At 52.7% G+C, this 25433-nt stretch carries 21 protein-coding genes; all 21 read left to right on the top strand.

Annotated features, from left to right (window positions below; translation table 11 throughout):
• Nucleotides 1–130: 130 nt before the first annotated feature.
• The 21 genes from serC (at nucleotide 131) to QFX16_RS09185 (ending at nucleotide 25407) form a co-directional block, all read left to right on the top strand.
• The gene (gene serC / locus QFX16_RS09080; protein WP_283183656.1) at nucleotides 131–1216 is read left to right on the top strand and encodes a 3-phosphoserine/phosphohydroxythreonine transaminase; all 1086 of its coding nucleotides are present in this window, start codon (nucleotides 131–133) and stop codon (nucleotides 1214–1216) included.
• Nucleotides 1216–2310: a prephenate dehydratase gene (gene pheA / locus QFX16_RS09085; RefSeq protein WP_283183657.1), complete on the top strand. Its 1095-nt coding sequence runs from the start codon at nucleotides 1216–1218 to the stop codon at nucleotides 2308–2310. Before serC ends, pheA begins: the two co-directional genes overlap by 1 nt.
• A 12-nt stretch (nucleotides 2311–2322) precedes the next feature.
• Nucleotides 2323–3435, top strand: coding sequence for a histidinol-phosphate transaminase (hisC, locus tag QFX16_RS09090; RefSeq protein WP_283183658.1), 1113 nt, complete (start codon nucleotides 2323–2325; stop codon nucleotides 3433–3435).
• Nucleotides 3436–3463: 28 nt separating this feature from the next.
• The gene (locus QFX16_RS09095) at nucleotides 3464–5671 is read left to right on the top strand and encodes a bifunctional prephenate dehydrogenase/3-phosphoshikimate 1-carboxyvinyltransferase (RefSeq protein ID WP_283184537.1); all 2208 of its coding nucleotides are present in this window, start codon (nucleotides 3464–3466) and stop codon (nucleotides 5669–5671) included.
• The gene (gene cmk, locus QFX16_RS09100) at nucleotides 5668–6357 is read left to right on the top strand and encodes a (d)CMP kinase (protein ID WP_008148720.1); all 690 of its coding nucleotides are present in this window, start codon (nucleotides 5668–5670) and stop codon (nucleotides 6355–6357) included. Before QFX16_RS09095 ends, cmk begins: the two co-directional genes overlap by 4 nt.
• Nucleotides 6358–6477: 120 nt before the next feature.
• A complete protein-coding gene (gene rpsA / locus QFX16_RS09105) occupies nucleotides 6478–8169 on the top strand; it encodes a 30S ribosomal protein S1 (protein WP_283183659.1) in 1692 nt (563 codons plus the stop codon).
• Nucleotides 8170–8386: 217 nt separating this feature from the next.
• Complete coding sequence (locus QFX16_RS09110; protein ID WP_283183660.1) at nucleotides 8387–8665, top strand: hypothetical protein; 279 nt, start codon at nucleotides 8387–8389, stop codon at nucleotides 8663–8665.
• A 153-nt stretch (nucleotides 8666–8818) separates the two neighbouring features.
• Nucleotides 8819–9121, top strand: a complete 303-nt coding sequence (ihfB, locus tag QFX16_RS09115; RefSeq protein WP_283183661.1) for an integration host factor subunit beta — start codon at nucleotides 8819–8821, stop codon at nucleotides 9119–9121.
• 425 nt (nucleotides 9122–9546) lie between these two features.
• A complete protein-coding gene (locus QFX16_RS09125; RefSeq protein ID WP_283183662.1) occupies nucleotides 9547–10587 on the top strand; it encodes an LPS O-antigen chain length determinant protein WzzB in 1041 nt (346 codons plus the stop codon).
• 397 nt (nucleotides 10588–10984) lie between these two features.
• On the top strand, nucleotides 10985–12262 hold the full coding sequence (gene tviB / locus QFX16_RS09130; protein WP_283183663.1) for a Vi polysaccharide biosynthesis UDP-N-acetylglucosamine C-6 dehydrogenase TviB: 1278 nt from the start codon (nucleotides 10985–10987) through the stop codon (nucleotides 12260–12262).
• Between the two features lie 65 nt (nucleotides 12263–12327).
• Nucleotides 12328–13386, top strand: a complete 1059-nt coding sequence (locus QFX16_RS09135; protein ID WP_283183664.1) for an NAD-dependent epimerase/dehydratase family protein — start codon at nucleotides 12328–12330, stop codon at nucleotides 13384–13386.
• A gap of 170 nt (nucleotides 13387–13556) precedes the next feature.
• Nucleotides 13557–14609 carry an MATE family efflux transporter gene (locus QFX16_RS09140; RefSeq protein WP_283183665.1) on the top strand — a complete coding sequence of 351 codons (1053 nt, stop codon included), beginning with the start codon at nucleotides 13557–13559 and terminating at the stop codon, nucleotides 14607–14609.
• Nucleotides 14610–14724: 115 nt separating this feature from the next.
• On the top strand, nucleotides 14725–15936 hold the full coding sequence (locus QFX16_RS09145) for a hypothetical protein (RefSeq protein WP_283183666.1): 1212 nt from the start codon (nucleotides 14725–14727) through the stop codon (nucleotides 15934–15936).
• Between the two features lie 34 nt (nucleotides 15937–15970).
• Complete coding sequence (gene asnB / locus QFX16_RS09150) at nucleotides 15971–17896, top strand: asparagine synthase (glutamine-hydrolyzing) (RefSeq protein ID WP_283183667.1); 1926 nt, start codon at nucleotides 15971–15973, stop codon at nucleotides 17894–17896.
• A gap of 24 nt (nucleotides 17897–17920) precedes the next feature.
• A complete protein-coding gene (locus QFX16_RS09155) occupies nucleotides 17921–19057 on the top strand; it encodes a glycosyltransferase family 4 protein (protein WP_283183668.1) in 1137 nt (378 codons plus the stop codon).
• A gap of 3 nt (nucleotides 19058–19060) precedes the next feature.
• Nucleotides 19061–20305 carry a glycosyltransferase family 4 protein gene (locus QFX16_RS09160; protein WP_283183669.1) on the top strand — a complete coding sequence of 415 codons (1245 nt, stop codon included), beginning with the start codon at nucleotides 19061–19063 and terminating at the stop codon, nucleotides 20303–20305.
• Complete coding sequence (locus QFX16_RS09165) at nucleotides 20302–21159, top strand: dTDP-4-dehydrorhamnose reductase family protein (RefSeq protein WP_283183670.1); 858 nt, start codon at nucleotides 20302–20304, stop codon at nucleotides 21157–21159. The genes QFX16_RS09160 and QFX16_RS09165 overlap by 4 nt, the downstream gene beginning before the upstream one ends.
• Before the next feature lie 33 nt (nucleotides 21160–21192).
• Nucleotides 21193–22203 carry a nucleoside-diphosphate sugar epimerase/dehydratase gene (locus tag QFX16_RS09170; protein WP_283183671.1) on the top strand — a complete coding sequence of 337 codons (1011 nt, stop codon included), beginning with the start codon at nucleotides 21193–21195 and terminating at the stop codon, nucleotides 22201–22203.
• A complete protein-coding gene (gene wecB / locus QFX16_RS09175; protein WP_283183672.1) occupies nucleotides 22196–23323 on the top strand; it encodes a non-hydrolyzing UDP-N-acetylglucosamine 2-epimerase in 1128 nt (375 codons plus the stop codon). The genes QFX16_RS09170 and wecB overlap by 8 nt, the downstream gene beginning before the upstream one ends.
• 18 nt (nucleotides 23324–23341) lie before the next feature.
• Nucleotides 23342–24310, top strand: coding sequence for a UDP-glucose 4-epimerase family protein (locus tag QFX16_RS09180; protein ID WP_439900110.1), 969 nt, complete (start codon nucleotides 23342–23344; stop codon nucleotides 24308–24310).
• Between the two features lie 71 nt (nucleotides 24311–24381).
• Nucleotides 24382–25407: an MraY family glycosyltransferase gene (locus QFX16_RS09185; RefSeq protein ID WP_283183674.1), complete on the top strand. Its 1026-nt coding sequence runs from the start codon at nucleotides 24382–24384 to the stop codon at nucleotides 25405–25407.
• Nucleotides 25408–25433 lie beyond the last annotated feature (26 nt).

A 25433-nucleotide genomic window follows, 5' to 3' on the forward strand; every position in this document is an offset into this window, starting at 1 on the left:
CGTCTGATGTATCGCGGTGATGCAATCGCGAGCAGGCTCGCTCCCACAGATCCCTGTTTCAACAGGAATTCGGTGTCGGCTGATAATGCGATTTATTGCGTGATACCACCAAATCAGAGCGAGATTGGATGTGAGCAAGAGAGCCTATAACTTCTGTGCCGGTCCTGCGGCACTTCCCGAAGCTGTCCTGCAGCGCGCCCAGGGTGAACTCCTTGATTGGCACGGCAAGGGCCTGTCGGTCATGGAAATGAGCCATCGCAGCGATGAGTTCGTGTCCATCGCCACCAAGGCCGAGCAGGATCTGCGTGATCTGCTGAATATCCCCTCGAACTATAAAGTGCTGTTTCTGCAAGGTGGCGCCAGCCAGCAATTTGCTCAGATTCCTCTGAACCTGTTGCCGGAAAGCGGCACCGCCGACTATATCGACACCGGTATCTGGTCGCAGAAAGCCATCGAAGAAGCTTCGCGCTACGGAAACGTCAACGTTGCCGCTACCGCCAAGCCTTACGACTATTTCGCTATTCCCGGTCAGAACGAATGGAACCTGTCGAAAGACGCGGCCTACGTTCACTACGCGCCGAACGAAACCATCGGTGGCCTGGAATTCAACTGGGTCCCGGAAACCGGTGATGTCCCGCTGGTCGCCGACATGTCTTCCGACATTCTCTCGCGTCCGATCGATGTATCGCGCTTCGGCATGATCTACGCCGGCGCCCAGAAGAACATCGGTCCGAGCGGCATCGTCGTCAACATCGTTCGCGAAGACCTGCTGGGTCACGCCCGTTCCCTGTGCCCGACCATGCTCAACTACAAGGTCGCGGCCGACAACGGCTCGATGTACAACACCCCGCCAACCCTGGCCTGGTACCTCTCGGGTCTGGTATTCGAGTGGCTGAAAGAGCAGGGTGGTGTTGAAGCCATTGGCAAGCTCAATGAAGTGAAACAGCGCACGCTGTACGACTTCATCGACGCCAGCGGCTTGTACAGCAACCCGATCAACAAGTCGGATCGCTCGTGGATGAACGTGCCGTTCCGCTTGGCTGACGACCGTCTCGACAAGCCATTCCTGGCCGGTGCCGAAGAGCGTGGCCTGTTGAATCTCAAGGGTCACCGTTCCGTGGGTGGCATGCGAGCCTCCATCTATAACGCCGTCGACATCGTTGCGGTCAGCGCACTGATTTCGTACATGGCAGAGTTCGAGAAGGAACACGGCTAATGTCTGAGCAAGAACTCAAGGCACTGCGCCTGCGCATTGATGCCCTGGACGAGAAAGTCCTGGAGCTGATCAGTGAGCGCGCACGCTGCGCCCAGGAAGTTGCGCGAGTAAAGATGGCCTCGCTGGCCGAAGGCGAAGTGCCGGTGTTCTATCGTCCTGAGCGTGAAGCTCAGGTGCTCAAACGCGTCATGGAGCGTAACCAGGGGCCGCTGGGCAACGAAGAGATGGCGCGGTTGTTCCGCGAAATTATGTCCTCGTGCCTGGCCCTCGAGCAGCCATTGAAAGTGGCTTACCTCGGCCCTGAAGGTACCTTCACCCAAGCGGCGGCCATGAAGCACTTCGGTCACGCGGTGATCAGCAAGCCGATGGCGGCAATCGACGAAGTGTTCCGCGAAGTGGCAGCCGGTGCGGTGAACTTTGGCGTGGTTCCGGTGGAAAACTCCACCGAGGGCGCGGTCAACCACACCCTCGACAGCTTCCTCGAACACGACATGGTGATCTGTGGCGAAGTCGAGCTGCGGATTCACCACCACCTGTTGGTCGGTGAAAACACCAAGACCGACAGCATCAGCCGCATCTATTCTCACGCCCAGTCCCTGGCCCAGTGCCGCAAGTGGCTGGACGCGCATTACCCGAATGTCGAGCGCGTGGCGGTGTCCAGCAACGCCGAAGCGGCCAAGCGGGTCAAGGGTGAGTGGAACTCGGCGGCGATTGCCGGCGACATGGCCGCAGGCTTGTACGGGCTGACCCACCTGGCCGAGAAAATCGAGGATCGCCCGGACAACTCCACGCGATTCCTGATGATTGGCAGCCAGGAAGTGCCGCCGACCGGCGACGACAAGACGTCGATCATCGTCTCCATGAGCAACAAGCCCGGCGCACTTCACGAGTTGCTGGTGCCGTTCCACGACAACGGCATCGACCTGACGCGAATCGAGACGCGTCCGTCGCGCAGCGGTAAATGGACCTACGTGTTCTTCATCGACTTCGTCGGCCACCACCGTGATCCGTTGATCAAGGGTGTGCTGGAAAAGATCAGTCAGGAAGCAGTAGCACTCAAAGTGCTGGGTTCCTACCCGAAAGCAGTTCTCTAAGGGCGGTAGCAAATGAGTGGTGACTTCCTCGCTCTGGCACAGCCGGGCGTGCAACAACTTTCGCCTTACGTTCCGGGCAAGCCTGTGGACGAACTGGCGCGCGAGCTGGACATCGATCCGGCCAGCATCGTCAAACTGGCGAGCAACGAAAACCCGTTGGGCGCCAGCCCCAAGGCTCTGGCGGCGATTCGCGAAGAATTGGCCGAGCTGACCCGTTATCCAGACGGCAACGGTTTTGCGCTCAAGACCCTGCTGGCTGATCAGTGCCGTGTCGAGCTGAATCAGGTGACGCTGGGCAACGGCTCCAACGACATTCTGGAACTGGTCGCCCGTGCTTATCTGGCGCCGGGGCTGAACGCTGTGTTCAGCGAGCATGCGTTTGCGGTCTATCCGATCGTCACGCAAGCCGTTGGCGCTACGGCCAAAGTGATTCCGGCCAAAGACTGGGGCCATGATCTGTCGGCCATGCTGGCCGCGATCGATGCCGATACCCGCGTGGTCTTTATCGCCAATCCGAACAACCCGACCGGGACCTGGTTTGGCGCCGAGGCGCTGGACGAATTCCTGCAGGACGTACCGGAACACGTGCTGGTGGTGCTGGACGAGGCCTACATAGAATACGCCGAAGGCAGCGACTTGCCGGATGGCCTGGATTATCTGGCGGCCTACCCGAACCTGTTGGTTTCGCGCACATTCTCCAAGGCTTACGGCTTGGCGGCATTGCGGGTCGGCTATGGCTTGTCCACTGCGGTGGTTGCGGATGTGCTGAACCGTGTGCGTCAACCGTTCAACGTTAACAGCCTGGCTCTGGCCGCTGCATGCGCTGCGCTGCAAGACACCGAGTACCTGGCTGAAAGCCGTCGCCTGAACGAATCCGGCATGCAGCAACTGGAAGCGGGCTTCCGCGAGCTGGGGTTGAGCTGGATTCCGTCCAAGGGCAACTTCATCTGCGTCGATCTGGGTCGTGTTGCTGCAACGGTCTTCCAGGGCTTGTTGCGCGAAGGCGTGATCGTGCGTCCGGTGGCCAATTACGGCATGCCGAACCACTTGCGCATCACCATCGGTTTGCCGGCTGAAAACAGCCGCTTCCTTGAGGCGCTGACCAAGGTTCTGGCTCGTGGTTGATGTCACTGCACTGCAATCTGCTGAACCTATGATCGGTCGCCTGGTGGTGGTCGGTCTGGGGCTGATCGGCGGTTCGTTTGCCAAGGGTTTGCGTGAAGGCGGCCTGTGCCGGGAAGTGGTCGGGGTCGACCTCGACCCGCAGTCGCGCAAACTGGCGGTTGAATTGGGTGTGGTGGATCGCTGCGAAGAAGACCTGGCCGTTGCTTGCCAGGGCGCCGACGTGATTCAACTGGCCGTACCGATCCTCGCCATGGAAAAAATGCTCGGCCAATTGGCCAGTATGGACCTGGGGCAAGCGATTCTGACTGACGTCGGCAGCGCCAAAGGCAATGTGGTGCGTGCGGCAACCGGGGCGTTTGGCGGCATGCCGTCGCGATTCGTGCCGGGGCATCCGATTGCCGGTTCCGAGCAGAGCGGGGTGGAAGCCTCTAACTCAGAGCTGTTCCGTCGCCATAAAGTGATTCTGACACCGCTGGATCAGACGGATCCGGCAGCCCTGGCAGTGGTCGACCGTTTGTGGCGCGAATTGGGCGCCGATGTCGAGCACATGCAGGTCGAGCGTCATGACGAAGTGTTGGCGGCGACCAGCCATTTGCCGCACTTGTTGGCGTTCGGTTTGGTCGATTCGTTGGCCAAGCGCAATGAAAACCTTGAGATCTTCCGTTACGCTGCGGGCGGTTTCCGTGATTTCACAAGAATCGCGGGTAGCGACCCGGTCATGTGGCACGACATCTTCCTCGCCAACCGCGAAGCTGTCCTGCGCACACTCGATACATTTCGCAGCGACCTCGACGCCTTGCGCGACGCGGTCGATGCAGGGGATGGGCACCAATTGTTGGGCGTGTTCACTCGCGCCCGGGTTGCCCGCGAACATTTCAGTAAAATCCTGGCCCGCCGGGCTTATGTGGACGCTATGAATTCCAACGACCTGATTTTCCTGGCACAACCTGGTGGCCGCCTGACTGGGCGGATTCGTGTACCGGGCGACAAATCGATTTCCCACCGTTCGATCATGCTCGGCTCCCTGGCTGAAGGCGTCACTGAAGTGGAAGGTTTCCTCGAGGGCGAAGACGCCCTGGCAACCTTGCAAGCCTTCCGCGACATGGGCGTCGTGATCGAAGGTCCGCACCACGGTCGCGTGACCATTCACGGCGTCGGCCTGCATGGCTTGAAGCCTGCGCCGGGCCCGATCTATCTGGGCAACTCCGGCACTTCGATGCGTCTGCTGTCTGGCCTGTTGGCTGCGCAGAACTTCGACAGCACGCTGACAGGCGATGCTTCGCTGTCCAAGCGTCCGATGAATCGCGTGGCCAATCCGCTGCGTGAAATGGGCGCCGTGATCGAGACTGCCGCTGAAGGTCGTCCACCGATGATCATTCGTGGCGGCAACAAGCTCAAAGGCCTGACCTACACCATGCCAATGGCCAGTGCCCAGGTTAAATCCTGCCTGTTGCTGGCGGGTTTGTACGCCGAAGGCAAAACCACCGTCACCGAGCCTGCTCCAACCCGCGACCACACCGAGCGCATGCTGCGTGGCTTCGGCTACCCGGTTTCCGTCAACGGTGCGACCGCTTCGGTCGAGTCCGGCCACAAGCTGACCGCGACCCACATTGAAGTGCCGGGCGACATCTCGTCTTCCGCGTTCTTCCTGGTGGCGGCATCGATTGCCGAAGGTTCGGAGCTGGTGCTTGAGCACGTCGGCATCAACCCGACCCGTACCGGCGTGATCGATATTCTGCGTCTGATGGGCGCCGATATCACCCTGGAAAACCAGCGTGAAGTCGGCGGCGAGCCGGTTGCGGACCTGCGCGTGCGTGCAGCTAAACTCAAGGGTATCGAGATTCCCGAAGCGCTGGTTCCGCTGGCCATCGACGAATTCCCGGTGCTGTTCGTGGCCGCGGCCTGTGCCGAAGGGCGCACCATCCTGCGTGGCGCTGAAGAGCTGCGGGTCAAGGAGTCGGACCGGATTCAGGTCATGGCGGATGGCTTGCTGGCGCTGGGCGTCAAGTGCGAGCCGACCCCGGACGGCATCATCATCGACGGCGGACAGATCGGCGGCGGCGAAGTGCACGGTCACGGCGATCACCGGATTGCCATGGCCTTCAGCGTGGCTTCGCTGCGCGCCACTGCGCCGATCCGCATCCATGATTGCGCCAACGTCGCGACGTCGTTCCCGAACTTCCTCGCGCTGTGCGCGCAGGTCGGTATCCGTGTTGCACAAGAGGCTCAGTCGTGATTATCAAGCCACCGGTCATCACCATCGACGGGCCTAGCGGTTCGGGCAAAGGCACTATTGCCGGGATTCTGGCCAAGCGCCTGGGCTGGTGTCTGCTGGATTCCGGTGCGCTGTACCGTCTGCTGGCATTCGCCGCGCGCAATCATGGCGTCGATCTGACCAATGAAGAGTCGCTGAAGCTGTTGGCCGCTCATCTGGACGTGCAGTTCGTCGGTGCGACCGAAGGTCATCCGCAGCGGATCATTCTCGAAGGTGACGATGTCACTGATGATCTGCGCAACGAACAAGTTGGCGCCTGGGCATCGCAAGTGGCTGCTCTGCCGGCGGTGCGCGACGCGCTGCTGCAGCGCCAGCGGGCGTTTCAGGAGGCTCCGGGTCTGGTGGCCGATGGCCGCGACATGGGCACGGTGGTTTTCCCGGATGCACCGCTGAAGATATTCCTCACTGCCAGTGCCGAGGAGCGTGCGCGCCGTCGATACTTGCAGTTGAAGGGCAAAGTCGATGGTGTTAGTCTGTCGAGTCTGCTAGATGAGATACGTGTCCGCGATGAGCGTGACACCCAGCGAGCGGTAGCCCCGCTCAAGCCGGCGGCTGACGCCATACAGCTGGATTCCACGGAATTATCCATCGATCAGGTGCTGGAACGCATCATGAGCGAGATCGCCATTCGCGATATCGCCGGGTGACCAAGAAACTCCGTAGGGGACCAGTCATAGTCTTGCGGTGTTTCTTCTAATGAACATAACCCACGTCGTCTGGGACGTGGAGATGGGCGTATCCTTCGCCCTTATTCAACAGGAATTAAAATGAGCGAAAGCTTTGCGGAACTCTTTGAAGAAAGCCTAAAAACCCTGAACCTTCAGGCAGGCTCCATCATCACCGGTGTTATCGTTGATATCGATTACCAAGCTCGCTGGGTAACCGTTCACGCTGGCCTGAAGTCTGAAGCACTCATCCCGCTTGAGCAGTTCTACAACGATGCTGGCGAACTGACTATCAACGTCGGTGACGAAGTTCACGTTGCTCTGGACTCGGTTGAAGACGGCTTTGGTGAAACCAAGCTGTCCCGTGAAAAAGCCAAGCGCGCTGAATGCTGGATTGTTCTGGAAGCAGCCTTCGCAGCCGAAGAAGTGGTCAAGGGCGTTATCAACGGTAAGGTTAAAGGCGGCTTCACTGTCGACGTTAACGGCATCCGTGCGTTCCTGCCAGGTTCTCTGGTTGACGTCCGTCCTGTGCGCGACACCACGCACCTGGAAGGCAAAGAGCTGGAATTCAAGGTCATCAAGCTTGACCAGAAACGCAACAACGTTGTCGTTTCCCGTCGTAGCGTCCTCGAAGCCGAGAACTCCGCTGAGCGTGAAGCTCTGCTGGAATCCCTGCAGGAAGGTCAACAAGTCAAAGGTATCGTCAAAAACCTCACCGATTACGGCGCATTCGTCGATCTGGGTGGCGTCGATGGCCTGCTGCACATTACCGACATGGCTTGGAAGCGTATCAAGCATCCTTCCGAAATCGTCAACGTTGGCGACGAGATCGATGTCAAGGTTCTGAAGTACGATCGCGAACGCAATCGTGTTTCCCTGGGCCTCAAGCAACTGGGCGAAGATCCATGGGTTGCTATCAAAGCCCGTTACCCAGAAAGCACTCGCGTTACCGCTCGTGTAACCAACCTGACCGACTACGGCTGCTTCGCTGAGCTGGAAGAAGGCGTTGAAGGCCTGGTACACGTTTCCGAAATGGACTGGACCAACAAGAACATCCACCCTTCGAAAGTCGTACAAGTCGGCGACGAAGTGGAAGTTATGGTTCTGGACATCGACGAAGAGCGTCGTCGTATCTCCCTCGGCATCAAGCAGTGCAAATCTAACCCATGGGAAGATTTCTCTGGCCAGTTCAACAAGGGCGATAAAATCTCCGGCACCATCAAGTCGATCACCGATTTCGGTATCTTCATTGGTCTGGACGGCGGCATCGACGGCCTGGTTCACCTGTCCGACATCTCCTGGAACGAAGTGGGCGAAGAAGCCGTTCGCCGCTTCAAGAAGGGCGACGAGCTGGACACCGTTATCCTGTCGGTTGACCCAGAGCGCGAGCGTATCTCCCTGGGTATCAAGCAACTGGAAAGCGATCCGTTCTCCGAGTACGTTCAAGAGAACGATAAAGGCGCCATCGTTAAAGGCATCGTGAAAGAAGTTGACGCTAAAGGCGCCATCATCACTCTGGCCGACGATATCGAAGCGACTCTGAAAGCCTCCGAAATCAGCCGTGACCGTGTTGAAGACGCGCGCAACGTTCTGAAAGAAGGCCAGGAAGTAGAAGCCAAGATCATCAGCGTTGACCGCAAGAGCCGCGTAATCCAGCTCTCCATCAAGTCGAAAGACGATGCTGAAGAGAAAGAAGCAATCCAGAGCTTGAAAGACAAGCCTACGGATAGCATCGCTGCTGGTCCTACCACTCTGGGCGACCTGTTGCGTGCACAAATGGAAAAACAGAACTAAGTTCTGTCAGGCCATAAAAAAGGGCGACTTCGGTCGCCCTTTTTTGTGTCTGGGATTTGGTGATCCTAATGGTTTCGCGGCGCTGCGATTGTTTGCCGTGAAACCAATCGACCCGGCAAGTTGTCTCTTTCTTTAATCGGATCAATCGTTTATTTGCAGCTAGTCTTTAGCTTGAAGCGAACGACCGTCGGGCGGCGTGTCCAGCCTAAGGAAGCGAATGAACAAGCTCATTGTCGTCATAGCAGTGCTGACATTGGCGGGTTGTACCACTAGCGCCAAGACTCACGCGGTGCGTGGGGTCAGTGGCATCGAGATCGATTGTTCGGGGTTGGGGTCGGGCTGGGAGAAGTGTCGCAAGCGAGCGAACAAGGAGTGCAAGGCGGCGGGCTACAAAGTTGTAGCCAGGTCCGATGATGCCAAGGACGAGGATGAGTACCCCTTTGGCTTTAATCCCGCGGGCTATCTGACGCGCACCATGCTGGTTATCTGCAGATGAGTGAGTAATGGCGCGACGGTGTTTCAGAGCCCTTCGTGTCCAGCATCCCGATGCTGGCAGATATACGTCAAAACATGGGCTGTTCAAATTCCTCCGGTCATGCTAAAACCTTGATAGCGATTTTCCTAGCTGCTTGAAAAAGAAGGGAAAAATATGACGAAGTCGGAGTTGATCGAACGAATTGTCACCCATCAAGGGCTGCTCTCATCCAAGGATGTGGAGCTGGCCATCAAGACTATGCTCGAGCAAATGTCTCAATGCTTGGCCACCGGGGATCGCATTGAGATTCGTGGGTTTGGCAGCTTCTCCTTGCACTACCGCGCGCCGCGGGTGGGGCGTAATCCGAAGACCGGTCAGTCGGTCAGCCTCGACGGCAAGTTCGTGCCGCATTTCAAGCCGGGTAAAGAGTTGCGCGACCGGGTCAACGAAGAAGAGGAGGGCTTCTGTGACGAGTAGGTGGCGAGATAGGAGTCGCTTCAAGCGGCTCGTCATCACCGGTCTTTTACTGTTAATTTCGATTGCATGCCTGCTTTTTGTGTTGGAAAACCAAAAGCTTATCGTGGTTTCATTTTTCGGTTTTTCTTCTCCTCAGTTGCAGGTGTCGATTTTTGTACTCGGTTCGTTCCTCGTTGGGACAGTTGTGGGCGGGCTGTTGATGTCTGCTAGCGCCTTAAGGCGTAGGGCCGCGGGCGACAGGTGACTTGCTGATTTTTGGCTTCGGACATTCAAAAGGCGACAGTGATGCGGTATCCTGCGCGCGTTTATTATGAGAATGGATCGGTGTGGTTTCAGCTTGAATTGCTGAGATCTGCAGTGAAGGCTCTAAAAATCGTCTACATTTACTGAAGTAATGTATTCCTAAGGTAAAAGGCTAGCAATATATGTACGTTGAGTCTAAAGATAAAAAAGGTTTAGACGATTTTGAGTTGCAGAGATTCATCCACGGCCTTTGGCAGCAAAAGTTGATCGTTATTGGTTTCACCATTTTGGGCGCTGTTCTTGCGGCCAGTTATGCGTTTCTTGCGAAGCCAGTCTATGAAGCAAAAGCATTTGTAGCGCCACCGACTCAGAACGATATTGCAAACTTCAATTATGGGCGGATGAAAGAGTCGGAGTTAGTGCCCTACCGTGTTAAAGATGTCTACGACATTTTTACGCGTCGCTTACAGGCAGAGTCGCTGCGAAGAGATTTTTTTAGCAAAGTCTATGTGCCGAGTTTGTCTCCAGACGAGCGTAAAATACCCCAGGACGTACTGTACTCAAAGTTTTCTCAGGTGCTTCGCGTAGTTCCGCCGCTCAAAGAAACTTCTGACAAGTACTCGGTCGTCGTGCAAACCGGTAATCCTGAACAGGCCAAAGGGTGGGTTAGTGCATACGTTGCTCAAGCCGGGGATTTAGCTAAAGACGAGATGCTCAAGAATATTTCAATCGAATCTGAAGTCCGTGCTCGTAATCTGGATCAGCAAATACGTTCGGCCAGAGAGAATAGCCGTAGGGCGAGAGAGGACTCGATTGTCAAGTTAAATGAGGCGTTGCATATCGCTGAGTCGATCAATCTGGAGAAGCCGCCAGCGATTACGGTCAACCAATCTGTCATTGCGGGTGGGGAGTCTGGTCAGCTTACTTACATGCGTGGTTCGAAAGCGCTGAAAGCTGAAATCGAAAATCTGCAGGCTCGTCAGTCGGATGATCCATTTTCGGATCGTTTGCGTGATCTTCAAGATAAGTACAGCTATTTCAAGGGTCTGAAAACTGATCCGTCGCTGGTGGCTGTTTATCGGCAGGACGGGGTCGTAGAGTTGCCAGACAACCCTATCAAGCCTAATAAGGCGCTGATCCTCGTTTTTGGGGTGATAACTGGTCTGATCCTGGGGGTAGTATTTGTATTGTTTCGTAGTTTCTTTGTGGCGAAACCGGAATAGTTGAAAGCCCAGCTACGCTTGTTCTTCATTTAGGCCGCGTGACAAGAATGTCACGCGGTTTTTTTTGAACTGACTTTAGTGTTCAGCAACGAGAGAGGGCTTTGTGCTCAGAGGTCTGGCTGTCAGGCGCCAGATCGAAAATTGCCGTGAGGACGCTCCTTCGGTTCCTCCCATGGCTATTTTCCTACGAGTGGTAGGTGTGGATGTGGGTGATTTCGCAAAGGGTGGGGGTGTCAACTCGCGTTTCCTCTTCTAGCGGCTTAAAATGGTTATGGTTCCCTGCGGAGCTTTGGGTATAATTTCCAATTTATGCAGCTGTGATGCTCGTTTCTGAAAGCGCGAGATGTGAAGTAGTTTTTACGATCAACTTAATATTGATGAATGGCAAGGGAAAACAATGCTTAAACTCGAAGATGTAAAGTTGGCCATAGTAGGTCTCGGTTATGTGGGCTTGCCGCTGGCGGTTGAGTTTGGCAAAAAAATGCAAGTGGTTGGATTTGATATCAGCCAGCGACGAATTGAAGCGCTGAAGTCAGGTCATGATGCTACTCTTGAAGTATCTGACGATGAATTGCAGTCGGCCTCAGGACTAAGTTATAGCTCTGCGCTGGACGAGTTGTCGGAGTGCAATATATTTATTGTTACCGTACCTACCCCAATTGATGAGCACAAAAGGCCCGATCTGACGCCTTTGGTTAAGGCCAGCGAGTCCATTGGTCGTGTTCTGAAAAAAGGCGATATCGTTATATATGAGTCAACGGTCTATCCTGGTGCAACCGAGGAGGACTGTGTCCCGGTATTGGAAAAGGTATCCGGCCTTAAGTTTAATGTTGATTTTTTTGCTGGCTATAGCCCGGAGCGGATAAACCCGGGCGATAAAGAACATCGTGTAACTACCATTAAAAAAGTCACGGCAGGGTCCACTTCTGAAGTGGCTGATCTGGTAGATGACCTATATAACACCATTATTGTCGCCGGAACTCATAAGGCGAAAAGCATCAAAGTCGCCGAGGCAGCAAAAGTTATTGAAAATACTCAGCGTGACTTGAACATTGCGCTGATCAATGAGCTGGCATTGATTTTCAACAAGATGGGTATTGATACCGAGGCGGTGCTAGAAGCCGCGGGGACAAAGTGGAACTTCTTGCCGTTTCGTCCGGGCTTGGTAGGTGGGCATTGCATTGGGGTAGATCCTTACTACCTTACTCATAAAGCGCAGTCAATAGGTTACCATCCTGAAATCATCCTGGCCGGGCGCCGTTTGAATGACAGCATGGGCGCTTATGTCGTATCTCAACTAGTCAAAGCAATGCTCAAGCGCAAAATTCATGTTGATGGGGCTCGCGTCTTGATAATGGGGCTTACATTTAAAGAAAACTGCCCGGATCTGCGCAACACCAAAATCATCGACATTGTGAATGAGCTCGCTGAGTTCAATATTAAGGTTGATGTGTATGATCCATGGGTGGACGCAGCCGAGGCGATGCATGAGTACTCGATCACGCCCGTCAGCGAGCCGCAGAATAATGCCTACGATGGCATTATTCTGGCCGTCGCCCACAATGAGTTCGCCGCAATGGGTGCCGAAAAAATTCGGAGCTTGGGTAAAGCTGAACACGTTCTCTATGACCTTAAGTATCTGCTGGATGCCTCTCAGTCGGATCTGCGTCTTTGAACCCCGGGGGGCTGTAAAGACCCCGATTCGTTTTCGCTGATACTACAATCCAAGTCGAGAATTACATGATTCGTTTCGAAGAAATCAAAGCAGAAATTCAACAATCCCCCAAAGTCTGGTTGATCACGGGAGTGGCCGGATTTATTGGTTCCAATCTATTGGAAACCCTGCTGCAACTGGATCAACGGGTTGTGGGGCTGGATAATTTCGCTACGGGGCATCAGCGTAATCTCGATGAAGTTCGATCAGTGGTGAGCCCTGAGCAATGGGCGCGGTTCGTATTGGTCAGCGGCGATATCAGAAATGTAGAAGATTGCAAAAAAGCGATGACTTTCCAGGCTGACATTGCTACGGCAGGCACTCCGGTAGACTACGTATTGCACCAGGCGGCACTGGGCTCTGTCCCTCGCTCTATCAACGATCCTATTACAACAAACAGCACGAATATTGATGGTTTTCTGAATATGTTGGTTGCTGCGAAAGATGCGGAGGTAAAAAGCTTTACCTACGCAGCTTCTAGTTCTACCTATGGTGATCATCCAGCGCTCCCGAAAGTGGAGGGCGTCATCGGAAAGCCTCTTTCGCCGTATGCGGTCACGAAATATGTCAACGAATTGTATGCTGAGGTTTTTTCCAGCACTTACGGCTTCAAAACTATCGGGCTTCGCTACTTTAACGTCTTCGGTAAGCGTCAGGATCCTAACGGCGCCTATGCAGCCGTAATTCCGAAGTGGACCGCGGCCATGATCAATAACGAAGAAGTTTTCGTTAACGGTGATGGCGAAACGAGTCGAGACTTCTGTTTTGTAGAAAATGCCGTTCAGGCCAACATCCTCGCAGCCTGTGCCAGCGATGAAGCAAAAAATAACGTTTATAATGTCGCGGTGGGTGATAGAACAACATTGAATCAGGTCTTTGCCTGTATCAAGGATGCTCTGGCTCGTGTTTCTGTGAACTCTGGCTCGGAAATGATCTATCGCGAGTTTCGGGCGGGTGACGTAAGGCATTCGCAAGCGAATATAGACAAGGCAAAAAACTTGCTGGGTTATGAACCACTTTTCAATGTTGGTGAGGGAATGTTGAAAGCGGCGGGGTGGTATGTATCCTTCTTTGCAAGAAGTTAATTTTTGTGATTAAGGAGATTTGCGCAATCACTGTCTTGGCGAACAAACTGTGTATGTTTGTTTTGCTATTCAGTTTGGCTCGAATACTAGGGGTCGAGCTATATGGCGTTTTTTCTTACCATTATGCGATCGTAACAGGGGTCGCTACAGTGGTCGGGGAATGCTTGAGCGTGGCCCTGAGTCGTTACGCCGTCATGAATGCCGGGCGAGTAAACTACAAGACGTCCCTGAGCCTCATGGCATGGGGCGGTATCGTCGTTGGTGCTCTCTGTATCATTGTCTTTTCAGCTTTTCCGGTGCCAGATTCTGCTTATGACGTAAGCACAGGTTACTTGATGGTTGGAGCTTTTTTTCTGGGTTTTGCATGTGTTTGCAATTTAACCGTTACCGGAATGATGTTCTCCCTTAATACCTCCGGAAGATGGGCGGCAGCATTAGCCGCTCATGGGCTTATAGGATTACTGTTGGTTGTTGCTATTGCCAAGCTAGAAGGGCGTATAGAAGGGGTAGTGTTCACACTGGCCATATGTACGATGATCGCACCCGCTTTTGGCTTTTGGATGATAAAGGCAAGCAAATTCAGCAATGAGGAAGGCCGCGCGCTTTTTTCCTTTCGCAAAATGATCGGGCTGCTTTCGGAGTCGGGGGCTCCTGCCATTGCCGGCAGTATGATTTTAGGGGCGCCTGTTCATATTGTTTGTCTGATGGTATTTGCTAACTCAAGCTTGAATGTCTCGGAAGTCGGTTATTTCAATCTTTTTTTCCTGTTCTATATTTTGGTGACCGTGCTTCCAAGCTCGTTGACTTCCTATGCCATTGTCCGGCTGGCGGGGCACGGGAACAGCGCCAGCAGGTTGTACTTGATGCTCGGGATATTAATATCTATCTGTCTACCCTTACTCATGATTTTGTCGCAGAACTATTGGTTGTGCTTCCTGGGGACAAGTTTTTGCAGTAAGAGTGATCTGTTGACCTATGCGGTACTGGCAGGAGGTATTGGCCTTACGACGACTATTGTGACGCAAATACTGCACAGCAAGAACAAGACGAGAGTAGTGTTTCTGGGTAGTTGTGTATACGCAATAGCGTATTTGTCGGCGACAATTTACGTGAGTCTGAAAGGTGATATGTTGGCGCTTGATCTTTTTAGGTCTTTTGTGTTGGCTCTGATTGCTCAAATTGTTGTTCTTGCAGCTTTCGGCAAGCGTAAATGGGTGTCATGAATAGTGTTTTTGTTGTGAGCCATGGTCATGTAATGTGCGTGGCAGAAATCGATACGGGGGCCAGAGTTAATTCTGGTTTGCAGTTTAGTTGTTTTGATTTTGTTGGTTTAAGCTGATGGCGATAGTACTGGTTTCGACGTGCTTACTGATTTTGATCACGCAGTGCGTCTTATGCCTGATATTCAAAAAATATCTGGTCGCGCTGTATGCCGTCTGTTACTCGGTACCCTTTCTCGGGCTCGTAAGCTGTCTGTGGGGAGACACCGTTACGCTTTGGCCGATCGGGGGGTATGAGTATTACCTGGATGACCTGCTGGTGTTCAGGCTTTCTCTCGTCTGGCTTTTGGGTGTTGTGGGTGGGCTGTTTGCCTATCTACTCTCGCTGTTGATACCTGCCAGAAAGCTTGATTTGGGCGGGCCCACTTTTTTTTCTGCGATGGATTTTAAACTGGCAGGCGTGATTTTTTTTGCGCTTTCACTCTTTTTTATCGCCTTTAGACTCATTAACGCGAATGCGATGCTTGAGATGTTTGCGGGTATCGAGTCGGTAGTTGTTTTCTCCATTATTGCGATCACCGCTTTGGCGTTCGCCTACCCGTCCAGGTTAATGCTGACGGCGTCTGCGATGTTGGTGCTGTCTTACTGCGTTGCCAATGCAATGACAGGTGACCGTGATTTTGTCGTGCTCGTTGTTGCTTACATACTGGGTTTGCTATTCCGTTATAACGCGTTGATCAAGCTGAAAATACTGCTGCTTGTTGCTGCATTCATGGTGCTTCTGCTGGTAAGCGGTGTAGTGGTTTCAATGAGCCGCATGGACGTGGACCTGACATCGGATAACATCACCCAGTATTTTTTGTTCAACTCCTGGAATGCGATCATTTTGCCGCTGGTTCAGCAGTTGACGAGTTTTTGGGATGGAGAGCACCTGAGATATGGTCAGACCTATCTCGACATGTTTTTTTCGCTCGCACCATCGCCTATCTATTCGGCTTTCGGTATAGAAAAACCCATCATGGTAGATAACCCAGCGCTCTGGTACTACATTACCGGACTTGGCGGTATTCATGTGGCGGGGGTTGCTTTTGAGAATTTCGGTTTGTTTGGCGTTTTTCTCAATGGCTTCATCAGCGTTTGCTTCTTGCGTTTGATCGACTCGCGTTGTCGCGATGACGACTTTTTGCGGCTTTTTCTCTATATGCTTTGTGCCGCTTCGGTTATGCATTGGATTTGGTACGGTGAAATATACCTGCTGAATTCACTGGTTTTTTATGTGATGTCATTAGGATTATTCTTCGCAATGAAGCTCGTCAGGGTTTTGAAGTGAAGTTAAATATTTTCACTGGATTGAGAGAGTAGGTATGTGCGGAATTGCGGGAGTTGTCGGGTGGAAGCTGGATCAGCACAGCGCCGTTGCCGTGGGCAAGATGGCAGATGCGTTGATACACCGCGGGCCCGATGACGGAGCAGTTTGGTCAGATTCCGATAGCGGAGTTTCGCTAGGTCACCGGCGGCTTTCTATTTTAGAGCTTTCGGTGCACGGCAGTCAGCCAATGGTGTCCGATAACGAGCGGTTCGTTATCGTTTTTAACGGCGAAATTTATAACTTCAACGAGCTTCGTCAAAAACTGATTGATGCAGGTTGCTCCCGCGTTTGGCGTGGACACTCCGACACTGAAGTGCTTTTGACCGCAATCGAAGCATGGGGCGTACAAACTACCCTAGAAAACTTGGTAGGCATGTTTGCGTTCGCTGTCTGGGACAAAGTGACGAAAACAATTACGTTGGCCCGAGACCGGATGGGGGAAAAACCTCTCTATTACGGCATTCTCGGCAATCGCTTTGTTTTTTCTTCCGAGTTGAAGGCTATCAAGGCTGCTTTTAGTGGCGAGCTGCGAATCGATCGTCGTGCATTGGCGAAGTTTGTGCAGTATGGGTATGTTCCGGCTCCGGACTCTATCTACGAAGGTATCAAGAAGCTAAAGCCGGCTCACTATTTGACCGTCGACTCGCTTAATTGCGCGCAAGCGCCAGTTTCTTACTGGTCGCTAAAATCCAGTAGTGCGTTGAAGGACGAGTTGTCGCAGGCGACCGACAAAGAGGTTGTAGGTGTAGTCGGCGAAAGACTGTCTACCGCTGTCAAATCGCAGATGATCGCCGATGTTCCGCTGGGGGCATTTCTGTCGGGCGGCGTCGACTCAAGCCTGATCGTTTCGTTGATGCAGGCGCAGAGTCCTACAAGTATCAATACGTACACAATCGGCTTCAATGAGCCTGAATTTGATGAAGCACCTTACGCGAAGGCCATCGCCAAGCACTTGGGAACGACTCACACTGAGTTTTACTTAAGTGCTGATGACGCAGTTTCGATTATTCCAAGTTTGCCAGATGTCTACGATGAGCCTTTTGCCGACTCATCGCAGATCCCGACAATCCTGGTGTCCAGGATGACGAAGCAATATGTAACGGTAGCGCTGTCCGGAGACGGTGGCGACGAGCTTTTTGCAGGATATCCCCGCTATCAAATTACTGCCGGTTTGTGGGAGCGTATAAAAAAGCTTCCATTGCCTGCGCGCCATATCATGGCGTATTCCCTTCGGTCTCTTTCGTCTAAAGGGTGGGACAACGTCTGTTCCATTTTGCCGGGTACCGTACGAGCTAAAGTAAATGGTCGGCGAATCTACAGAATGTCTGAGTTGCTGGCGTCTGAGAATCTGGCGCAGATGTACACAGGTCTGATGTCCCAATGGCAGCCTACTGACGACGTGGTGCTGGGCATTGACGATCATGATCGTGGGGTTGTCTCTTGGGAGTCGGCGGTCGATTACATTGAGGAAATGCGTCGGTGGGATGTCTCTCAGTATTTGCCTGATGATTTGCTGGTCAAAGTAGACCGCGGTGCGATGAGTGCAAGCCTGGAAACCCGGGCTCCACTGCTCGACCACCGCGTAGCGGAACTGGCGTTTTCCTTGTCTTCAAGCCAATTGATAAAGAGCGGCGTGGGTAAGTGGCCACTGCGGGAGTTGCTCAAGCAGTATGTGCCTACCTCGTTCTTTGACAGACCAAAGGCGGGTTTCTCTATTCCGCTTGCAGAATGGCTGCGTGGACCGTTGAAGGGGTGGGCGGAAGACCTGTTGGCTGAAGAGCGGATCAAGAGAGAGGGGTATTTCGATTGTCAGAAAATTAGATCGGCGTGGCTTCAACATCAGAATGGAACTTACGATCGAAGTCTTCATTTGTGGAATATTTTAATGTTCCAGTCCTGGCTTGATAGAAATAGTCGTTAATTTATATTGAGCATAAGGTGCCCTATGAAGATAGTTTTCAACGCTCTTTCTGCCCGGCTTGGTGGTGGTCAGACTTATCTGATCAATCTTTTTCAGTTTGTGCCCGAGGACGACGATCTTGAAATCGTCGTGTTCGCTCCTGCGTCACTAAAGTTACCGAATCATCCAAAGATTCGACGAGTAGAGCCGGCTTGGCCTACCGAAAATCCGATTGTAAGGGCGCTGTGGGAGAAGTGGATGCTCCCCGGTATCTTGAAGGCTGAAAAGGCCGACGTTCTATTTTGTCCTGGCGGGGTCGTGGGCACCCGTCCGCCAGAAGGCTGCAAAGTAGTAACAATGTTTCGTAATATGATTCCATTCGATTTGCGAGTGCGTAGAAGTATTCCGTTAGGTCTGCAGCGGTTAAGAAATTGGCTGTTGAATCGTATTATGTTGAAGAGCATGTCCGAGGCCGACTTGACGATTTTCATATCTAATTACGCGCGAAGTGTTATTGAATCGCTCACTAAAGTTAAAAACGCGATTACGATTCCTCACGGGATCGGTTCGGTGTTTAGAACTCACAGAAGCACTGTTGCTCGTCCTGATTTTCTTCCGGTCAATGAATATATTTTATATGTGTCGAGGTTTGATGTTTATAAACACCACTACGAAGTGGTGAATGCCTACGCAAAACTCTCCCCAGAACTCCGTGAGCGTTTTTCGCTGATTCTTGTGGGGGAGAAAAATCTGCCTGAGGCAGAGCGAGTCAAGGCTCTGGTGACGAGCCTGGGTCTTGAGCAACAGGTATTGCTGATGGGTGCCATTCCCTACCAGAGTCTCCCACCGCTGTACCACCATGCTTATCTCAATCTTTTCGCGTCGTCTTGTGAGAATTGCCCAAATATCCTTCTTGAGGCGCTTGCTTCGGGTAGGCCGATGGTTTGCTCCAATGTTATGCCTATGCCGGAATTCGGTGCGGAAGCGGCCCTGTATTTTTCTCCGTTTGATCCGGTTGATATATACAAATTGTTGTCTGAGGTGTTATCAAATCCGGAACTTTTAAGTCGGTTGTCGGCTGAGGCAGTTCGGCAGAGTGATAAGTTTGACTGGGCGAACACTTCTAAAAGGACTTGGAGCGAGTTGCTGTCTTTGGCTAAGTGCGCCAAAGAAGGAGTTTAATGCATGAGAATTCTGGTGGTTTCACAATATTTTTGGCCGGAATCTTTTATCATTAATGATTTGGTTAGGAATCTATCTGCTCAAGGTCATGTTGTAAAAGTTTTAACCGGCAAGCCAAACTATCCGGATGGCGTAGTTTTTGCCGGTTATAGAGCTTCAGGTTACGTTGAGGAAGACTACGAGTCCAAGGCTCGCGTTTGTCGTGCGCCGCTTCGTCCTCGTGGGGCGTCGGGAGCAAAAAATTTACTGCTTAACTATTTATCTTTCATTGTTAACGGATTGAAGTTCTATCCTGCTGCGGTGAAAGGCGAAGCGTACGACGCGATCTTTATGTTTGCGCCATCCCCCATTACGTCGGTCATTCCTGCCATATATTTAAAGTGGAAGCTCAACAGTCATTTGGCCGTATGGGTTCAAGACCTCTGGCCTGAAAGTTTAAGCGCGACAGGGTTTATCAAAAACAAGTTGGCGCTACGAGTAGTGGGCTGGATGGTAAAAGGCATTTATGCCTTTGTTGATACGCTGCTTGTACAGTCGCGGGCGTTCCGTCAACCCGTGGCCCGTTATGCTAATTCTGACAAGATTGTCTATTACCCCAATTCCTATCAGGACGTGCTTGGCAGTCTCCAGGAGCCTCAGATCCCTGCGCCATTGCTGGCCGAACTCGATAACCATTTTTGTCTGGTCTTTGCCGGGAATTTGGGAACAGCACAGTCAGTCGAAACCCTCGTGGAGGTCGCAGACAAACTGCGGCATTTGCCCGCGCTGAGAATTGTGCTGGTTGGTAGCGGCAGTATGTTGAGTTGGCTCGAGACTCAGAAACAATCGAGAGGCTTGGACAATCTTGTCCTTGCCGGTCGTTTCCCTGTAACCGAAATGCCACATTTTTTTAGTCGTGCCGCAGGTTTGTTGGTGACGTTGAAGCAGGATGAGGCGTTCTCCTATACCATCCCCAGTAAGGTCCAGGCTTACCTCGCAGCAGGTAGGCCGATCATTGCTGCGCTGGATGGCGAAGGAGCAAGTGTCATTCAAGAGGCGAGGGCCGGCCTGACGACTCCAGCGGAAGATGCGGAAGGTATGGCGACTTGCATCGAGCAACTCTTCCACATGAGCTCGGATGAGCGCGAATCATTGGGAATATCAGGGCGGGAGTATTACCTTGAGCATTTCGAAATGGAGCGGCAAAGCCAGCGTCTGGTAGAAATTCTCGGTTCCAGGATCAATGAATTGAAAGGTAAGTCAAAATGAAAGTTCTCGTGTTAGGGGTCACTGGAATGCTGGGTAGCGCGGTGTTCAGGCAATTCCATGGAAACCCGCATTACGAGGTGTGGGGTACTTTGCGTCATCCGGGAGGCGCAAGACACTTTTCTGAAGACACCCACGGTTCGTTGATCAGTAACGTCGACGTGCTTGACCAGGATTCGCTTGTTTCGGTGTTGGCGCGTGTACAGCCCGATGTCGTCATCAATTGCGTCGGGTTAATCAAGCAGCTGTCGGATGCCAAGGATCCCCTTTCTGCGCTCCCTATCAATGCCATGTTGCCGCATCGCATTGCAAAACTTTGCGAGCTGTCCGGCGCACGTTTGATTCACATCAGCACGGATTGCGTATTTTCCGGTCGCAAAGGCTTGTACACCGAAGAGGATATCTCCGATGCGGAGGATCTCTATGGGAAGTCCAAGTATATTGGCGAGCTTCACACTTCGCCGAATGCCGTCACCCTTCGGACGTCCATTATTGGTCACGAGTTGGGAAGTCAGTATTCGCTTGTTGACTGGTTTCTTTCCCAGAACGGGCCAGTTAAAGGTTACGAAAAGGCGATTTTTTCAGGGCTGCCTACCGTAGAACTTGCGCGTGTCATTCGCGACTACGTGATACCAAACCCGGAGCTTAAAGGGCTTTATCATGTCTCCGTTCAGCCAATTGACAAGTTGTCGTTGCTGAAGTTGGTAGCGGAAGTTTACGAAAAGAAAATCGACATCATTCGAGATAATCAAGTTTCTATAGATCGATCGCTGAATTCATCAAAATTTCAATCTGCGACCGGCTACGTTCCACCTTCGTGGTTGGAATTGGTCAAGTCGATGCGCGCGCTGCGTTGATCATTAAATTCAATCAAGTTTGGGAAGGTAGTTATGTTTGATAACAAAGTTTTGATGATTACCGGCGGAACCGGTTCGTTTGGCCATACGGTGTTGAAACGCTTTCTCGATACGGATGTGAAAGAAATTCGCGTATTCAGCCGTGATGAGAAAAAACAGGAAGATATGCGTATTGCCTTGTCCAACGACAAGGTGAAGTTCTACATTGGTGATGTGCGCGACCGCGACAGCCTTACTCAGGCAATGGTGGGTGTGGATTACATTTTCCACGCGGCTGCGTTGAAGCAGGTTCCTTCCTGCGAGTTTTACCCTATGGAAGCCGTGCGTACGAACGTTATGGGCACCGAAAACGTGCTGAACGCTGCCATTGCTTCGGGTGTAAAACGCGTTGTCGTGCTCAGTACGGACAAGGCTGTTTATCCGATCAATGCCATGGGTATTTCCAAGGCCATGGCGGAAAAGCTGATGGTTGCCAAGTCCCGGATGATTCCCGAGTCGGGCCCTGTAATCTGCGCGACCCGCTACGGTAACGTCATGGCCTCGCGCGGTTCAGTGATCCCGCTGTTTATCAATCAACTGCAGAATGGCGAACCGCTGACCGTCACTGACCCGAACATGACCCGCTTCCTGATGTCGCTCGAGGACTCTGTTGACCTTGTACTGCATGCGTTCGAGCACGCCGAACAAGGCGATATCTTCGTGCAAAAAGCACCGGCTTCGACAGTGGCGGATCTGGCACAGGCACTTAAAGAACTGTTCTCTTGTGACAACGCTGTCAAAGTCATTGGCACCCGTCACGGAGAGAAGCTTTACGAGTCGCTGATTTCCCGCGAAGAAATGGCCAAAGCCGAGGACATGGGGCGTTACTACCGAATCCCTTCGGACAACCGCGACCTGAACTACAAGAAGTTTTTTGTTGAGGGTGAGCAGGAAATTTCCGATCTGGATGATTACACCTCGCACAATACTGAACGTCTGGATGTTGAGGGCGTGAAAAAAGTGCTTTTGAACCTGGATTACATTCAGGAGAAACTCGATGCTTAAGGTCATGACACTGGTCGGTACGCGGCCAGAACTTATCAAGATGAGCCGCGTCATTGCAGAGCTCGATAAGCAGGTTGAGCATGTGCTGGTTCACTCGGGTCAAAACTATGACTTCGAGTTGAATCAGGTATTTTTCGACGAACTTGGAATTCGAAAGCCCGATTATTTCCTGGGCGCTGCTGGCGACACCGCAGCAAAGACCATCGCGGAGGTGATTTCCAAGGCTGATGAGGTTTTTGAATGCGAAAAGCCTGATGCACTGTTGCTCTACGGTGATACAAACACCTGTCTTGCGGTGATTGCTGCCAAGCGCCGCAAGATTCCGGTGTTCCATATGGAAGCCGGTAATCGCTGCTTTGATCAGCGTGTTCCTGAGGAACTAAATCGCAAGGTGCTCGATCACCTGAGCGATATCAACATGGTGTTGACCGAGCACGCTCGACGCTACCTCATTGCTGAAGGAATCCGTCCCGAAACCATTATCAAAACCGGTTCGCATATGGAGGAAGTGCTCGATTATTACATGCCGAAAATCCTCGCGTCCGACGTCTTGGTTCGAGAAGGGCTGGAGCAGGATAAATTCTTTATTGTCAGCGCTCATCGTGAGGAAAACGTCGACACGCCGGAAAACCTGCGCGATTTGCTCAAAACGCTGCGAGCACTGGCCGACAAGTATCAATTTCCGATTATCGTTTCCACACATCCTCGTACTCGCAAGCGTCTGGAAGCAATTGGTGAATCCCTGGATCATCCACTGATTCACTTCTCGAAACCCTTCGGTTTGCTTGATTACATCAAGTTGCAGATGTCGGCGTTCTGCGTTCTGTCCGATAGCGGCACCATCACCGAGGAAGCCTCTCTTCTGAACTTGCCTGCCATTACTATCCGTAATGCGCATGAGCGTCCGGAAGGGATGGACGAGGGAACACTCATTATGAGTGGCCTGAAAGTAGATGGTGTTCTGGATGCCGTACGTGTGGTCACCAGTCAACATGATCGTACTCAGCGCGTCATCCCTGTCGTCAGGGATTATCAGGCAGGTCCGGTTTCGAAGCAGGTAGTTCGGGTCGTATTGAGTTATACCGACTACATCAATCGTACTGTCTGGTCGAAATCCTAAGGGCTCCGAGGTTTGAAAATGCGTGTTTTATTGACAGGTGCTACTGGTTTTGTCGGTCGTGCAGTACTGGGTCGGTTAGCGGCCTCTAATGACTTGGAACCGGTGGCAGCCATTCGTGGGCACGCATTGCCCGACTGTCCGCAGAACGTTACAACCGTTCGGACCGCCGGGCTTCATGCTGACACCGATTGGTCAGAAGCATTGGATCAAGTGGCGGTTGTCATTCACGGCGCCGCTCGCGTTCATGTCATGAACGACACCGAATCCGATCCGCTTGAGGCTTTCCGTAAGGTAAATGTCGAAGGCACGCTGAAACTCGCACGACAGGCAGCAAGCTTGGGAGTGCGTCGCTTTATATTCATCAGTTCGATCAAGGTGAATGGTGAAGGGACGCCGGTCAACGAACCTTACGTTGCTGACGCACCTCCAGCGCCAGCAGATCCGTATGGCGTTTCGAAGATGGAGGCCGAGCAAGGGTTACGAGACATTGCCGTTCAGACCGGGATGGAAGTCGTCATCATCCGGCCGACGCTGGTTTATGGCCCGGGGGTGAAAGCCAACTTCCTGAATATGATGCGTTGGCTAGACAAAGGCATTCCCTTGCCATTTGGGGCTATCCATAATCGACGCAGCCTGGTGGCACTGGATAATCTTGTTGATTTGATCGTAACTTGTATTCGCCATCCCGCTGCAGCGAATCAGACTTTCCTCGTCAGTGACGGGGAGGATCTGTCCACAACGCAGTTGTTGAGGCGAATGGGGCAAGCACTGGGCAAGCCGGCGCGGTTGCTACCGGTGCCGAGCGTGCTGCTTGAGCGAAGTGCACAACTTCTCGGCAAACGGGCACTCTCGCAGCGGCTGTGCGGTTCGCTCCAAGTCGATATAACCAAGACTCGCGAGTTGCTGGACTGGACTCCTCCAGTCAGCGTCGACAACGCGCTTCGATCGACTGCGACCTATTTTTTGAACAAGGAAAGGCAGCGGTAAGCTGACACATTACATATGACAGCACGGGTTCGATTGCAGAATTGGTTTTGGCTGTTTCAGGAAGTTGACCTTTGAACACAATATGGTTGTTGGCGATAGTAGTAGGCGTTTCTTTTCTGGCCACTGGTGCGTTGCGCAAGTATGCATTAGCACGCAGCCTGATAGATGTTCCAAACGCACGTAGTTCGCATTCGGTACCGACGCCGCGGGGCGGTGGTGTGGCCATCGTCCTCAGTTTTCTGGTTGCTCTGCCGATCCTGGCATGGACAGGAGCAATCACCTGGCTTCTTGCGTTGGCACTGCTCGGCGCCGGGGGCTGGATTGCTGTCATCGGTTTTCTGGATGATCATGGGCATATCGCTGCGCGCTGGCGCTTGTTGGCGCACTTCGGTGGCGCTGCGTGGGCGTTGTGCTGGATTGGCGGTATGGCCGCGTTCACTGTCTTTGGTCAAGACGTCCATCTTGGATGGTTTGGTTATGTGATCGGTGCGTTTTATCTGGTCTGGATGCTGAACCTCTATAATTTCATGGATGGCATTGATGGCTTGGCGAGCGTCGAAGCGATTTGTGCCTGTGTGGGTGCATGCCTTGTTTATTGGATTGGAGGCTATGCGAGTCTGGGTATTGCGCCGGCGATGTTGGCAATGGCAGTGCTCGGTTTCCTGATCTGGAATTTCCCCCCCGCACGAATTTTCATGGGCGATGCCGGAAGCGGTTTTTTAGGCTTGGTGCTTGGAGTGTTGTCGCTGCATGCCGCCTGGAGCGACCCCGTTTTTCTGTGGGCGTGGCTCATTTTGCTGGGCGTGTTTATCGTTGACGCCACCTTTACCCTGATCCGACGTCTGTTGCGCGGGGATAAAATTTATGAAGCTCATCGCAGCCATGGATACCAGTATGCGTCACGCAAGGTGGGAAGCCATCGACCAGTGACTGTGGCGATATCTGCCATAAATTTGTTGTGGTTAGTACCGGTCGCTATATTGGTAGTGATGCGATACCTCGACGGCGCAGTAGGTCTAATTTTGGCGTACGCACCATTGGTGTTGCTGGCTTTCAAGTTTCACGCGGGCGAATTGGAAGTTGCAAAGAAATCTTAAGCGTTGTTTTGATTGTTTAGTAATGC

The sequence above is a fragment of the Pseudomonas svalbardensis genome, assembly GCF_030053115.1.
In the GTDB taxonomy this organism is placed as follows: Bacteria; Pseudomonadota; Gammaproteobacteria; order Pseudomonadales; family Pseudomonadaceae; genus Aquipseudomonas; species Aquipseudomonas svalbardensis.